The sequence below is a fragment of the Stenotrophomonas rhizophila genome, from assembly GCF_000661955.1.
In the GTDB taxonomy this organism is placed as follows: Bacteria; Pseudomonadota; Gammaproteobacteria; order Xanthomonadales; family Xanthomonadaceae; genus Stenotrophomonas; species Stenotrophomonas rhizophila.
This window is the reverse complement of the sequence record NZ_CP007597.1, coordinates 542,570-555,594: the sequence shown is the minus strand read 5'-3', so window position 1 is coordinate 555,594 and position 13,025 is coordinate 542,570. Positions and strand designations below refer to the sequence as shown.

The window sequence follows — 13,025 nt, the reverse complement described above, 5'->3', positions numbered from 1 at the left end:
CACGCCTGCGGGCGCTTGCGGTAATTCAGTGTTGCAGCAGGAACGCCAGCAGGTCCTGGTTGACCCTGTCTTGGTGGGTGGCGGTGAGACCGTGCGGTGCACCAGGGTAGACGATCAGCTTGGCACCCTTGATCAGTTGGGCCGACATGCGGCCGCCGACGTTGATGGGTACAACTTGGTCGTCGTCGCCGTGGATGACCAGCGTGGGCACGTCAATTTTCTTCAGGTCCCCGCGAAAATCGGTAGCCGAGAAGGCTGCAACCGAGTCGTAGGTACTCTTGCTTCCACCTAGCATGCCCTGCGCCCACCAAGAATCAATCAATGCCTGATTGGGCTTGGCACCGGGGCGGTTGTAGCCGTAGAACGGGCCGCTAGGGACGTCTTTGAACAACTGCGATCGATTCTCCAGCTGCCCGTTACGCATGCCGTCGAACACTTCAATCGGCACGCCGCCTTCGTTGTCCGCCGTCTTGAGCATGAAGGGCGTTACCGAACTGATCAACACGATCTTCCGCACCCGACCGGTACCATGGCGACCCACGTAGCGCGCTACTTCGCCTCCACCGGTGGAGAATCCCACCATGGTCACATCCTTGAGGTCCAGTGTATTGACGACCGTGGCCAGGTCGTCGGCATAGTGATCCATGTCGTTGCCGTCCCATGGCTGGCTGGAACGGCCATGGCCACGTCGGTCGTGCGCGACCACACGGTATCCGTGGCTGGCCAGGAACATCATTTGCGCATCCCAGCTGTCCGAGTCCAGTGGCCAGCCGTGGCTGAAGGTCACCACGGGGCCGTTCTTTGGGCCCCAATCCTTGTAGTAGAGCTGTACCCCGTCGGAGGTAGTAATGGTGCTGGCGGTGCGGGCCGGGCTGATCGCGGCCACATGCGGCGGCTCGGCTGCCTGGGCTGACGTGCCCGCCTGGACGGCCAGTGCCAGAGTGGTGGCCGCCAGGGTACGGGTAATCATGTTCATGGGTAGACCTCTGCTAACGTCGAGTGGGGGAAAGGTCGCACGCGCTACACTGGACCTCTCGGCCGGACGTTGGATGACCAGACGCCGATGAAAATTGACCGAGGGTCCAAGCGCGCAGCTGGCTCAGAAGTCCCAGAACGCGGGCACCCAACGGAAGGCGCCGCCTTCCGCGGAGACCCGTCCGATCGACGGGAATGGCAAATGCGTTGCCACAAGCATTTCACCGGTCCCTGCCAGGTCGTTGAGCAGGTCCAGACGTACGCGCGCCGCCTCCTCCGGGTCATGCTCGAAGCCGTTGTACCAGTTGGGTTGGTCGAAGCTGACCGCAAACACTGCATCGCCGGCAAAGGTCAGAGCGCTGCCATTGGAGTCCAGTCGCACAATGCTGTGACCAGGGGTATGGCCACCGGTGCGGCGGACGGTCACGCCCGGCGCGACCTCATGATGCTCCTCAAACAACCGCATCGAGCTGCCGTACTCGGCCCAGAAGTGCTTTGCGGTTGCCCGCAGCGCGTCCGGGAAGCCCGGTGGCATGCTGGTGCGGGTGAAATCCGGCGACTTCCAGAACTCTACTTCCGATGCTGCAACGTGGATGCGAAGGTCAGGACGCAGCTGCTCTTTGACACCGTCGACGAGCAGACCGCCGATATGGTCCATGTGCATGTGTGTAATTACTACGTCGGTGATCTCCTCCAAGTTGATCCCGGCAGCGCCCAGGCGGCGGATCAGCTGGCCCGCACGCGGCAACTGCAGATCGGGGTCCATGCCGAGGCCGGCATCGATGAGGATGACCCGGTCCGCACTACGGACCACCATTACGTTCAATGACCAGTCGAACGCATCTTGTGGCAGATACATGTCGTCAAACCAGACGGCGCGTTCGGCTTGGCTGACGTTGTGACCAAGCATCTGGGTAGGAAGAGGAAGCACACCGTCGCTTACAACCAGCACGTCGATGTCACCGACCTTGAGTGCGTAGCGTGATGGCACCAGCTCGTCGAGCGCGGTGGCGGATGGGTTTTCAGTAGTGTCTAGGCTGAACATGAGAGGATTTCCAGGGAAGAGGCTGGCTGGCGGAAATGCGAAGCTGGCGCTGCACGGCCGGGCCGGAGGCCGGCCTGAGCGGACAGGGGGATTGGTCTTCGCGGCAATCACGGCAAGGCGCCGTGCAGATTCAATGTAGGAGATCGAGCGCATGGCCGGTAGACATGCGCGCGGGCTCACAATGTTGTCCATCAGGCAGCAATGGCTTGTTCACTTCTCCGAAGCAGGGCATCGCCGGGTAGGCGTTTTGCAGCATTTACGTTGCGACGAAGCTACTGGCTTGGACCGCGCTACCACGGAATCCGGAGTTTCAGGGCCTTGTATCTACTGCTTGGTCACACGAAGCTGAAGCCACCTAAGTCGCCCAGGGTGCCGATTACAATCGACACCCTGCTTGGCCTCTCTTTATCGTTCACATGCGGATGTCCGTCAGCTAAGCAGAGAGATGGGTGTCGGCGATGGTCCATAATGATTGCCTGACTAGCGGCTGTGAGGCACGGCCGTTGGAGCGTCGACTCTGCGCGCGGCAACTGTCCTAACGTTCTTCATTTGCGTCGAGGGCGGGCCGCGCATCTGGGCTGATCAACGCAACTGCCCGCGACGATTCCGCGCGCTATCGCCGCCCACCGCCAAGAGCTACCTCGCGCAATCGGACCGCGCGAGGTGAAAGCCCTGAAGCAGATTGCCCGACGTTAGATAGCGCCACCCCGCGCACTTCTCTTCAGCCGCTACGGTGGCGAGTGCTGTACAAGGGATGGACGCTGCGCTTCTGTTTAGAGAATGTCGAAGGCGAGCGACGATTTGCCGGAGACAGATATGGCGGAGAACTTCACCAACGCGTCGCGCGGGATTCCACATCGGCGTTCGTGAGGTTTATTTCGCGGCCACTGCAAGCGCGGACGAATGCGCCGCCGATGGTGGGAAAATGACTCTGCTTTCGAGTGCTTCTGCTAGCAGAATCGCGATCCGCGTGCGGTCGCCCAGAGAACCGAGCGAAACGAGCCCGACATTACGGCGCGGGCAGGTGCACGTAGGGGAAGGCGCGGCGCGTGTGCCGGGCCAGCCAATCTGCGAAGCGTGTGCCGCCTAGCAGCGCGCCAGGTTCGGGGGTGAGCGTCGTGTCTTTCAGCAGCGCGCCGTAGTAGCGCGCGTCGGGATCTGCCACCACCGGGCGGTCGTCCTGGTTGAAGTACATTACCCACTCCACCAGCTCGAACAGGCGGTGGCACTCGGGGCCTGCGATCTGCACCATGCGCTGACCCGGCGCTGCGGCCGCAACCTGCGCAACCAGGGCGCCAAGGTCGTCGGCCGCCACAGGCTGCACCTTTGCTGGCGACAGGTGCAGCGCCTGTCGGCCGCCCAGTGGCGCCACCAGCTGGGACATGAACTCATAGCACTGGGTGGCGCGGATGAGCGTGGAGCGCAGTCCCGATTGGTGGACCAGGTCCTCCTGTACCGCTTTAGCGCGGAAGTAGGCGCTGTCCTGCAGGTAAGGCGTGCCCACGATCGACAGGCCCACTAGGTGCTGCACGGAGGCACGCTCACACGCAGCCAGCAACTGCGTGGTGGCGCTCCGGAAGAAATCGCCGACCTGGGGGTCTTCGAAGATCGGCGCGTTGCAGGCGTCCACCACCGCTTGGGCACCTTCAAGCACTCTTGCCAGCCCTTCGCCGGTCAGTACGTCCACGCCACTGCGGCGCGACGCGGCCACCGCATCGTGTCCCAATCTAGCCAGGCCCTCCACGACCCGGCTGCCGATCAGCCCGTGCCCCCCGATGACGACGATCTTCATGCTCAGTGTACTCCCGGGTTACAGCACGATGGGGCTGGCCGGTGCGTGCTGCACCGGAACATCACGCTCGTCCAGCAACTCACGCAGATTGCGCTCGACCGTGTTGCACAGCTGCGAGATTGGAATGTCGTTGGCACCGCCCTCAAACGGATTGGCGCTGCTCTCGCCCACCTGGTCCAGCGCAGAGTAAATCCAGGACACGAGCACGCTGAGTGGAATGGCCAGCCATACCATTTGGCCCCCCATCGCCCCGCCCACCGTGTCGTTCATCGGTGCCAGCAGGTCGATCATGCCCAAGGGCAGCAGCAGGCAGAGAATGCGCACGAAGATCGCGTTGATGACGGCATACTGCCGGGGATACGGATAATCCTTGATCCGTTCGCTGCGCGCCTGTTGTTCGTGCAGTTCACGCAGCACGCGCTGCAGTTCGGCGAAGGTGGCTTGGACTATCACCCCATCGTCGAGAAGCTGGCGCAGTGCGGCACCCTGCAGCGACAATACCTCGGTGGCCTTGCTGGTAGCACCAAGAATGCGCGAACGCTCCTCGGGGCTGACGTACTTGATCAGCTCTGCATCCAGCGTACGCACCTTCTCCGGCACGTCGTAGTGCTTTCGATACTCCACGTTAGGCATCAGCTTCTGGGTTTCCCACGGCTTGCTTTCGCGCATCTGGTAACGCAGCGCGGTCAGCCAGGCAAGGTGCCGGTAAACCAGTCGCCGGTTGTGCTCGGGACGGTTGACGTAGTCGCGGGTCATAGTGCCCCACAGCCGGCTTGCCGCAGTGATCGACGCCCACACCTGCTGCGCCTCCCACAACCGGTTATAGGTCTGGGTGTTCTTGAACCCGGCAATCAACGCCACGCTGGTGCCGAGCATGAGGATCACATTCCACGGCACGGCCAGCCAGTGCAGGCCACCCAGCTGGTACAGCGCCACCAGTGCCACGTCGAGCAGGATCAGCAGGTACAGCGGGCGCCGGGTCCACAGCAGGAATTCGGTGAAGGTATAGGAGCGACCAGCATGCATGGTGTTGTCTCCAGGGGGGCACCGCTCAGGGCGCTGCGGTGGGCACCACGCAGACCACGTGTGTGATGCCGTTGCGGAACATCTTTGCGAAGGGACAAACGCGCTCGGTATTGCGCACCAGCTCGGCGGCAATCCCGCTGTCCAGCCCTGGCAGGTAGGCTTCAACTTCTGCCGAGAGCAGGTAGAGCCCGTCAATCGGATCACGCGAGAAGGTCACCGCTACTTCGATGCACGAATCCACCAGCACCAGCCCGGCACGGCTGGCAAGGAGATTCATCGCGCCGTGGAAGCAGGCCGCGTAACCTGCCGCCAACAATTGCTCAGGGTTGCTGCCACCGCCTGGGCCACCGAGCGACGGTGGCAGCCGCAAGTCCAGCTGCAATGCGCCATCGTCTGACGCCACCTCGCCGGATGCGCGACCGTGTCCCGTCTGCCCTCCCCTTACCCTCACCCGCCCGGTATAAAGGGGACGCACCTCATCACCACGGTACTTATCGAGAACGGCAGGCGATGGCGGCTTCAAATCAGACATGGTGGATCCGCGCAGTGCTGGCGGTCAGTGGGAGTGTTCAAGTCCGGACTGCTGCAGCCATCCGTCAAAACTCTGTCGGCCAAGCCACGCCTGGCCCACCGGCACCAGCGTGTCGTCCTGCAGCTGCGCACCGAAGTACGGCGCCTGCGCATCGCCAACCACCCGCCGTGGATCGCCGGTGCGATCTAGGAAGCGCTGGGCCAATGCGTCCATCGGCGCGCGCTCGGGACCTGCGATCTCCACCACGCCGTTGACCGCCGGCTGCAGTGCCACCTGCACCACTGCATCGGCAACATCCTCCGCGGAAATCGGCTGCACCAGCGCGGTAGGCAGCCGCATCGCATCACCGGCGGACTGGATGATGCCCGGCAGGAACTCGAAGAACTGGGTGGAATGGATGATGGTGTAGGCAACGCCCGCGTTGCGGATCAGTTTTTCCTGTGCGATCTTGCCGCGGAAGTAGCCGCTGGCTGCCAGCTTGTCGGTACCCACCACCGACAGCGCGACATGGTGGGCGACACCAGCTTTCGCCTCGGCGGCCAGGATGTTGTGCCCGGCGGTCTGGAAGAAAGCCAGCACCGCAGCGTCTTCGAACGAGGGCGAATTGGCCAGGTCGATCACCACTTGCGTGTCGGCCATGGCCATATCCAGGCCCTCTCCGCTGATGATGTCGATACCGGTAGACGGGGCAGCGATGACGATGTCATGACCGGCTGCACGCAGGCGGTCGACCACTTTGCTGCCAATGCGGCCGGTGCCGCCGATGACCAGGATCTTCATGGAAATGCTCCAGTGCTGGAAGGGGACAGCCCGTGTTGGCTTGGGCATGCAGCGATGCTATGCGGGGCGCCACAGCGGCGGTAGACCCGCGCGTGGACGCGCACTGTTGCCTGTTGGGCACCAATGCAGCTCATCGCCACGCCCCGGCGTCGATGTCCCGTGCCGGCGCACCCGCCTGCTGCACGCTTTCCCAGTGCGTCACCACGTCTAGGTCGAGCGCGCGGACCTCGCTGGTGATGAAATCGATGAATGCGCGGATTCGTTTTGGCAGCTGGCGTCGGCTCAGGTAGCACAGGTAATGGCCGCGGTCGTCGGCAGCGTATTGGCCCAGGCAGCTCACGGCCAGGCCCGCGTCCAGTGCCGCGCGCACCTGGTAGTTGGACAGCTGGGCCAGCCCCTGGCCCTGCAGCACCGCCTGCAGCGCCAAGTCGGCGTCGTTGAATACCAGTGCCGACACCGGCTCCACGCTCAACGGCCGGCCATCCACGCGGAATTCCCACGGCTGCAAGCGCCCGTTGGACTGGCGCTGACTGATACAGGCGTGCGCGGCCAGGTCCGCCACGCTGGTGGGAAGGCCATGTTGCTCCACGTACTCCGGTGCGGCGCACACCAGTAGCTGCATCGGGATAAGGTGTTTTGCGATCACCTCGCTGTCTTCCAGCACGCCATCGCGGAACGCTACGTCGATGCGGTCGGCAGCCAGGTCCAGCGTGCGTTCCTCCAGCTGCAGCTCCAACGTAACTTCGGGAAACAGTACGCGGAACTGTGAAAGCAGCGGCGCTATCACCTTACGGCCAAAGCCGTGGTTCGCGCTGACCCGCAGGTGCCCGCGCGGTGGACCATCGCGCAGGTCGCGCATTTCCTCCAGCGCCTGCAGGATGCGGTCCACGCCCGGCCGGCAACCGTCGTGGAACAGCTCGCCTTCGCGGGTAAGCGATGTTGACCGCGTGGTGCGCAGGAACAGGCGGACGCCCAGTTGTCCTTCCAGCTTCTGCACGCTGCGGCTCACCGCCGAGCGGCCAATGCCAAGCCGGTCCGCCGCGCGCGAGAAGCTGCCCTCGTGGGCCACCGCGATGAAGGCCATTACCCCGGCATAGCTAGCCGAAAAGCCTGTGGTAAGCGGATCGGCAACGTCCTCGACGGTACCTAGTTCGGTCAGGGACATGTGGGTGGCACTCCAAGTCGGCGCGCGTGGGCGCGCAGACAGGCATGGGCAGCGTCCAGACGCTGGCAGCAATCGGCTGCAGACAGTCCGAACAGGGGCATGAGCGCTTCGATGGGTTTTCCGGCCACGTCATGCAGCAACAGCAGCAGGCGCGCGTCGGCCGGCAGGGCTTCCAGCGCCGACAGGAACGTCGTCCACACCTGTTCTACGGGTCGCGGCGGGCCTGCGGCATCGGTGGAATTCAGGGTTCTCATACCTGGCAGACGGACCAGCGCGATGCGCTGTGACAGCCCGACCCCCATCTGGATTGGTGCATTGCGCTCAACACCGTGGGTCCGCCGCGCCGGCTACCGTGCCTGCGGCGCGGCGCTTAGCCTGCAGCCTCGTATTTCCCCCTCCGCTGCCAGGATCACGACCATGACCGAACGCCTCGACTACCAGAAGCAAGCTCCCGCCCTGTTCAAGAAGTTGCTGGACTACAGCATGGCCGCGCACGCCGGCGCGATTGAAGAGCCGATCCAGGACCTGATAGCCATCCGCGCGTCGCAGCTCAATGGCTGTGGCTTCTGCGTGGACATGCATGTCAAGCAGGCCACGCTGCACGGCGAGCGCCCGCTGCGCCTGCACCACCTAACGGTGTGGCGCGAATCCCCCCTGTTCAGTCCGCGCGAGCGCGCAGCGCTGGCCTGGACCGAAGTGCTGACCCAGTTGCCGCCGCAGGGCGTACCGGACGAACTGTACGAGCGGGTGCGGGGCCAGCTGTCCGAGCAGGATGTGCTGGACCTCACCCATGCGGTGATGGGCATCAACGCCTGGAACCGCATCAACATCGCCTTCCGCAGCGAGCCGGGCTCGCGCGACAAGGCCTGGGGCTTGGACAAGGCCGACCTTAACTGACGGAGACACCCATGCGCACTCTGCTCTGCTTCCTGCTGCTGGCCGTGGCCAGCCCTGCCGTCCATGCCGCCACGCCTCCCCTTGCAGCACCCGAACCGGTGGTGACTGCTGTGATGAGCAAGCCCCTGCCCGAGTACCCGGGCAAGGAGGCCTTGATCCTCACCGTGGAGTATCCGCCTGGCGGCGCCGACCCGGTGCACCGGCACGACGCGCATGGGTTTGTCTACGTATTGGAAGGCCATATCGTGATGGGTGTGGCCGGTGGACGCGAAGTTTCCCTTGGCCCTGGCGAAGCTTTCCACGAAGGTCCAAAGGATCTGCATACCGTAGGCCGCAACGCCAGCAGTACCGAACCGGCGCGATTCGTGGTGTTCCTGATCAAGGACGCCGGCAAACCCGCCGTACTTGCCCCGCACTGAGCGCAGTGCGGGACGCCACCGCAGCCGTGCCACTCTCCCGGCACTGTTGCGGTGGCCCCTGCTCGTGTTGAATGCCGCAATGGACACCTTCCCCGACCTGTTCACATCATTACGTCCGCGCGTGCTCGGCGTGGCCTACCGCATGCTCGGCTCCATGGCCGAGGCCGAAGATGTCGCGCAGGAGGTGTGGCTGCGCTGGAACGGGACCGACCGCGCCGCAATCGAGAATGCCGAGGCCTGGCTGGTGGCCACCGCCACCCGCATCGCGATCGACGAACTGCGCATGGCACGGCGCAGCCGCGAGCACTACGTCGGCATCTGGCTTCCCGAGCCGGTACCCACCGAACATTCGGACACGCCCGAACGCTTGCATGAGGCCGCGAGTGATCTTTCGGTTGCATTCCTAGCGGTGCTGGAACGGCTGGCACCGGAAGCGCGTGCCGCCTTCCTACTGCACGATGTTTTTGACTGCGGCTACCCTGAAATCGCCCGGATCCTGGAAAAGAGCGAAGCGGCCTGCCGTCAGACCGTGCATCGCGCGCGTATCCGCCTGCGCGATGCACGCCCGTTGTATGTGGTGCCACACCATACCCACCAGCAACTGCTGCGGGCTTTCGCCGACGCGCTGGACAAAGCCGACCTGAAGTCGATGATGGCGCTGATGCACAGCTCAGCCGAGCTGATCGGTGACGGGGGCGGCATTGTCAGCAGTTTCCCCAAGCCGATGGTGGGCGGTGCCCGCATCGCCCAGCTGTTGCTCGCACCCACCCTCCGGCGGCGCGCCGAGCTACGCATGGTGCCGGCGCTATTCAACGGCCGCTTGGGGCTGCTGCGCTTTTTCGACGAACACCTGGAATCGGCGATGTCATTCGACACCGACGGCGAGCGCATCACCCAGATCCTGGTGCAGCGCAACCCGGAAAAGCTTGCGCGGATGGCGGCGAATCAGCCGCTGGCGCTGCGTTGAGCAGCGCCAGCTCGGGTCGATGCAGCGACGATTTTCGCGGTCATGCGCACGTGTCCGGGTCTGCAAGCAAGGGGGTAGCGCAAGCTGGACCGCGTGCTCGATCTGCGCGAAGGGAGGCCGCACGCGCTGGCTCACGACCCGGTCTGAACTGTTCGCTGAACTGGTTGGCAGGGCGTGGCGGTGGCCACGTCCCTGCGGAAACCGGACCCACACACGGTGGGGCACCTACCGTGGCGCAGTAGCCCAGCACACTGCCTTCGCTGACCGCCTCGCCCTCGGCCAGGCCTTCGCGCCAGTCTTCAAGATGCGCGTAGTAGTAGCGTTCGTGCGCTGGGCCCACCACGCCGAACCTGCCGGCCACCCAGCCCCCTGTCACGAGCGGCAGCGACCGCGCGCGGACCAATGCTGCGTACCGGCGTGTCGCGCTTGGCACAGATATCGATCCGGCCTGGAAACGGTCGCGGCCACGCGGAGCACTGAACGCGTCGGCAATGCCGCGCGCCGCCACGCCTTCCACCGGAAGCAGCGCACCCTGTACACGTCATCGGCGATTTCCGCGTGCGGCCATGAGCCGCCTCTTCATAAGGGGCGCGTCAGGTGAATCGCCCAGGGTTTTGCAGACCATCGTCAGCCGTGTAGTGCGTACTGCCTATCGAACTCTACCGGGGACAGCCCGTCGTTTGGTGCACATTGTTAGGCCTGTCATCGTAGGCCGGCCAACAGGCAGCACCATCATCACTTGGATCCCCTTGAACCCAACTCTCGCATAGCCGGTACTCGGGCACTCCAGCATAAGTTGGCCGCACCTGGAAAAATCATCACTTGCGGCACATAAGCCCTTGAATCGCTTAGGTGGGCCTGCTTAGAGAGGCCTCAAACCGGCCAAGTTGTGCTTTACGCTCCAGTAAAAGTTGGCCAAAACGGCCAACTTATGCTTTCGCCCACACATGTGGCAACACGGGATGTTGAAGTGGTGGGCCCACCAGGATTCGAACCTGGAACCAAAGGATTATGAGTCCTCTGCTCTAACCGTTGAGCTATAGGCCCCCGCGGCTGCACAGTGTAGTGGAGCCCCCTGCACGCTTTCCACTACACACCCAAGCGTCATCCGAAACGCAGCCCCATCGCCTGCACCCGGCGGGCATTCTCCGCCGCCAGCTCGCGCAGTTCGGCCGAACGCAGCAGCGCCGAGCCCGCCACGCGCTGCCAGTAGTCCACCGCCAGCGGTGCCGCCCAGTGCAGGTGCGCAAGCTGGCCACTGCGCTCCGGGGCGACGGATGCCAGCGGCGTGGGCGCGCGCACGACCCCGGTGCGCGAAGGCGCCAGTGACATCGGCAGCATGTCGTAGACCGGTGCCAGCGCCAGCGGGCCGCGATCCACCAGGTGGAAACCCAGATTGCCCTGGTGCATGTCGCTGTTGCCGATGAGCCGGCCGAACGCGTGCAGCCTGCCCATGGTGGCCTGCGCGTCGCGATCGACCCAGCCCTGCGCCCGCAACGCGTCGCCGGCCGCTCCCCAGTCCAGGGTCACATCGCCGACGAAAGCCGATGACAACGCCAGCAACGAGACGAAACCGCGCCGACCGAGCACGTCAATGGTGCGGTCGAAGCGCTGCACCTCCAGGAAGGTGTGCGTGTCGGTCTGGAGGACCTCTGAAGCGGCTGCCTGCATACCGGCGTCGCGCAGGCACTGCAGGGCCAGGTGTTCGCAGACCAGCAGATCGGCCCAGCGCTCTGCGGCTTGTCCTGCGGTGGGCTGCGCGAACTTGACCAGCGCTGCGTAGCGGCCGCCGTCATGCTCGACCGTGGCGGTGAACTTCGGTTGCTCGCCACCGGGCGACGAGCCGACGTCTTCGCCTTCCAGTGCTGCCGCGGCACGCTCGGGATAGCGGCGTGCACGCTCCCCTGCTGGAACCCGGTCACCGGGCGCGTCCAGCCCGCGCAGCGCCATCTGCACCGCATCGCCGCCGAGCAGGAGATCACCGATTTCAGTTCCGCCTGCACGGACGAGTGCCTGCAGGGTATCGGCCAGCTGCCATCGATTGAGGTCGTCGGGAACGCCCAGATCCCGGCCGCGACGATGCGCGAAGGTGCGACCGAGGAAGCCCTGCGGGCGCAGGTCGTCCAGGTACCACGGCAGCCCCGGGAAGTGGCCGTCGACGGTCTCGTCTGGCGAACGGGTCAGATTGGGGCGTGCGGCGGTGGTCGCCACGTGGAAGGTCTCGCCCGTGAGTGCCACGACCGTGCCCAGTTCTTCCAGGGTGGCGTCCGGCCCCAGCCGGAACAGCGGCCACTCGCTGCCCGCGGCGGTCTGCTGGCGGACGGCATAGGCCGTGGTGCGGGTGCGGCCAAGTCGCACCATGCGGTCCCCGGCCTCGGCGACAAGACGACTCAACGTTGTCCGGGTAACCCCCAGGCGATCGACGAGATCGGCAGCTGGTACGACCTCGCCGGCAGGCAGGTTGTCGAACAGCGTCTGGAGCTGGACGGTACGGGGACGGGCCATGGCCTGAGTTTCGGGACGAATTAAGTTACGAATCTATACGCCAATCTTCGGCGAATCGCAACCTCACGCCACCCATAATCCATTGATTAAAATAGCATCGCGCCGAATAGCATTGAGAGAACACCCGCAATTAAGTTACGAAACGCGCAACGAAATCACGCGTTCCGTCTAGCGATTCCCCAGGCCCTCGAACATTCGCTCCATCCGCTGCGCCGCCGCCCGGCTCGAGTACACACCCCCCGGGCTGGCGCTGCCGATCGCGCACTGTCCGTTGTCGGTGACCACCAGCTTCGCCCCCTGCAGCGAGGCCCGCGTTGCGCATGGTTCCTCGCCCAGGAACAGCTCATCGCCCGTCGGCTCGGCGCTGCCGATCAGCGTGCCCTCGCCTTTGCCGCTCGATGGCAGCATGCGCAGATGCAGCGTGTCGCCCTTGGCTAGGATCTCCAGCACGCGCCCGGCGCTGCCGTCCCACTGACCCAGCCAGCTGCTGAAGTCGGTGTCGGCCATGTGGCCGGTCTTCATGACGCGCTGTTCCGGCGCCCAGCCCACCACCGCTTTGCCAGGTGGCAGGACCTGCACGCAGTAGTAGTTGTTCCAGCGGCTGCCGATCACCAGGCTGCTGCCCGGTTCGACCTCATCACCGCTGTGGCATCCGTCCTGCGGCGTGTCCAGGCAGCCGGCGCGCTCACCCATCAGCTCAACGTTGCCGGCATCCACGACGCGGCCGACCGTGAGGTCGGGCTGGGTCTGGAAGAAATCAGCTGCGTTGCAGGCAGGCTGCTGCGGCTCCGTAGCCAGCGCGGCGAAGGGGCACAGAGCAAGGACAAGCAAGGCTTTTTTCATCGTCATTCCATTGATCCACAGGTGTAAAGCGACGCGCATCCTACCGTATCTGCATTCGCGCCCGCTGCACACGCAGGGA

General features: G+C 64.5%; 13 protein-coding genes and 1 tRNA gene. 4 read left to right on the top strand and 10 right to left on the bottom strand.

All coding sequences use genetic code 11. The features are described from left to right. Positions 1–25: 25 nt before the first annotated feature. The 7 genes from DX03_RS02330 to DX03_RS02300 form a co-directional block, all read right to left on the bottom strand. A complete protein-coding gene (locus DX03_RS02330) occupies positions 26–976 on the bottom strand; it encodes an alpha/beta fold hydrolase (protein WP_038686024.1) in 951 nt (316 codons plus the stop codon). A gap of 123 nt (positions 977–1,099) precedes the next feature. Then, a complete protein-coding gene (locus DX03_RS02325; RefSeq protein ID WP_038686023.1) occupies positions 1,100–2,020 on the bottom strand; it encodes an MBL fold metallo-hydrolase in 921 nt (306 codons plus the stop codon). A gap of 1,009 nt (positions 2,021–3,029) precedes the next feature. Beyond that, complete coding sequence (locus DX03_RS02320) at positions 3,030–3,812, bottom strand: SDR family oxidoreductase (protein WP_038686022.1); 783 nt, start codon at positions 3,810–3,812, stop codon at positions 3,030–3,032. Between the two features lie 18 nt (positions 3,813–3,830). Continuing rightward, positions 3,831–4,838 carry a bestrophin family protein gene (locus DX03_RS02315; RefSeq protein ID WP_038686020.1) on the bottom strand — a complete coding sequence of 336 codons (1,008 nt, stop codon included), beginning with the start codon at positions 4,836–4,838 and terminating at the stop codon, positions 3,831–3,833. Positions 4,839–4,863: 25 nt separating this feature from the next. Further along, positions 4,864–5,370, bottom strand: coding sequence for an Ohr family peroxiredoxin (locus DX03_RS02310; RefSeq protein WP_038686018.1), 507 nt, complete (start codon positions 5,368–5,370; stop codon positions 4,864–4,866). A 24-nt stretch (positions 5,371–5,394) separates the two neighbouring features. Continuing rightward, positions 5,395–6,150, bottom strand: coding sequence for an SDR family oxidoreductase (locus DX03_RS02305; protein WP_038686016.1), 756 nt, complete (start codon positions 6,148–6,150; stop codon positions 5,395–5,397). A gap of 130 nt (positions 6,151–6,280) precedes the next feature. Continuing rightward, positions 6,281–7,315 (bottom strand): LysR family transcriptional regulator, encoded by a 1,035-nt coding sequence (locus tag DX03_RS02300; protein ID WP_038686014.1) that lies wholly within the window; start codon positions 7,313–7,315, stop codon positions 6,281–6,283. A gap of 44 nt (positions 7,316–7,359) precedes the next feature. On the opposite strand from DX03_RS02300, the gene DX03_RS21040 reads away from it, so the two are divergent. The 4 genes from DX03_RS21040 (at position 7,360) to DX03_RS02280 (ending at position 9,598) form a co-directional block, all read left to right on the top strand. After that, entirely contained in the window at positions 7,360–7,602 is a 243-nt protein-coding gene (locus DX03_RS21040) for a hypothetical protein (protein ID WP_038686012.1), read from the top strand. A 130-nt stretch (positions 7,603–7,732) separates the two neighbouring features. Further along, on the top strand, positions 7,733–8,212 hold the full coding sequence (locus tag DX03_RS02290) for a carboxymuconolactone decarboxylase family protein (RefSeq protein WP_038686010.1): 480 nt from the start codon (positions 7,733–7,735) through the stop codon (positions 8,210–8,212). Between the two features lie 11 nt (positions 8,213–8,223). After that, positions 8,224–8,631, top strand: coding sequence for a cupin domain-containing protein (locus DX03_RS02285; protein WP_038686008.1), 408 nt, complete (start codon positions 8,224–8,226; stop codon positions 8,629–8,631). 79 nt (positions 8,632–8,710) lie between these two features. Further along, a complete protein-coding gene (locus DX03_RS02280) occupies positions 8,711–9,598 on the top strand; it encodes an RNA polymerase sigma-70 factor (RefSeq protein ID WP_038686005.1) in 888 nt (295 codons plus the stop codon). Between the two features lie 971 nt (positions 9,599–10,569). Here the strand turns inward: DX03_RS02280 and DX03_RS02275 are convergent. The 3 genes from DX03_RS02275 to DX03_RS02265 form a co-directional block, all read right to left on the bottom strand. Beyond that, a tRNA-Ile gene (locus DX03_RS02275) sits at positions 10,570–10,645 on the bottom strand. 57 nt (positions 10,646–10,702) lie between these two features. Next, a complete protein-coding gene (gene yjjJ / locus DX03_RS02270) occupies positions 10,703–12,103 on the bottom strand; it encodes a type II toxin-antitoxin system HipA family toxin YjjJ (protein WP_081797124.1) in 1,401 nt (466 codons plus the stop codon). A gap of 168 nt (positions 12,104–12,271) precedes the next feature. Then, positions 12,272–12,946 (bottom strand): hypothetical protein, encoded by a 675-nt coding sequence (locus tag DX03_RS02265; RefSeq protein WP_185753442.1) that lies wholly within the window; start codon positions 12,944–12,946, stop codon positions 12,272–12,274. Between the last annotated feature and the right edge of the window lie 79 nt (positions 12,947–13,025).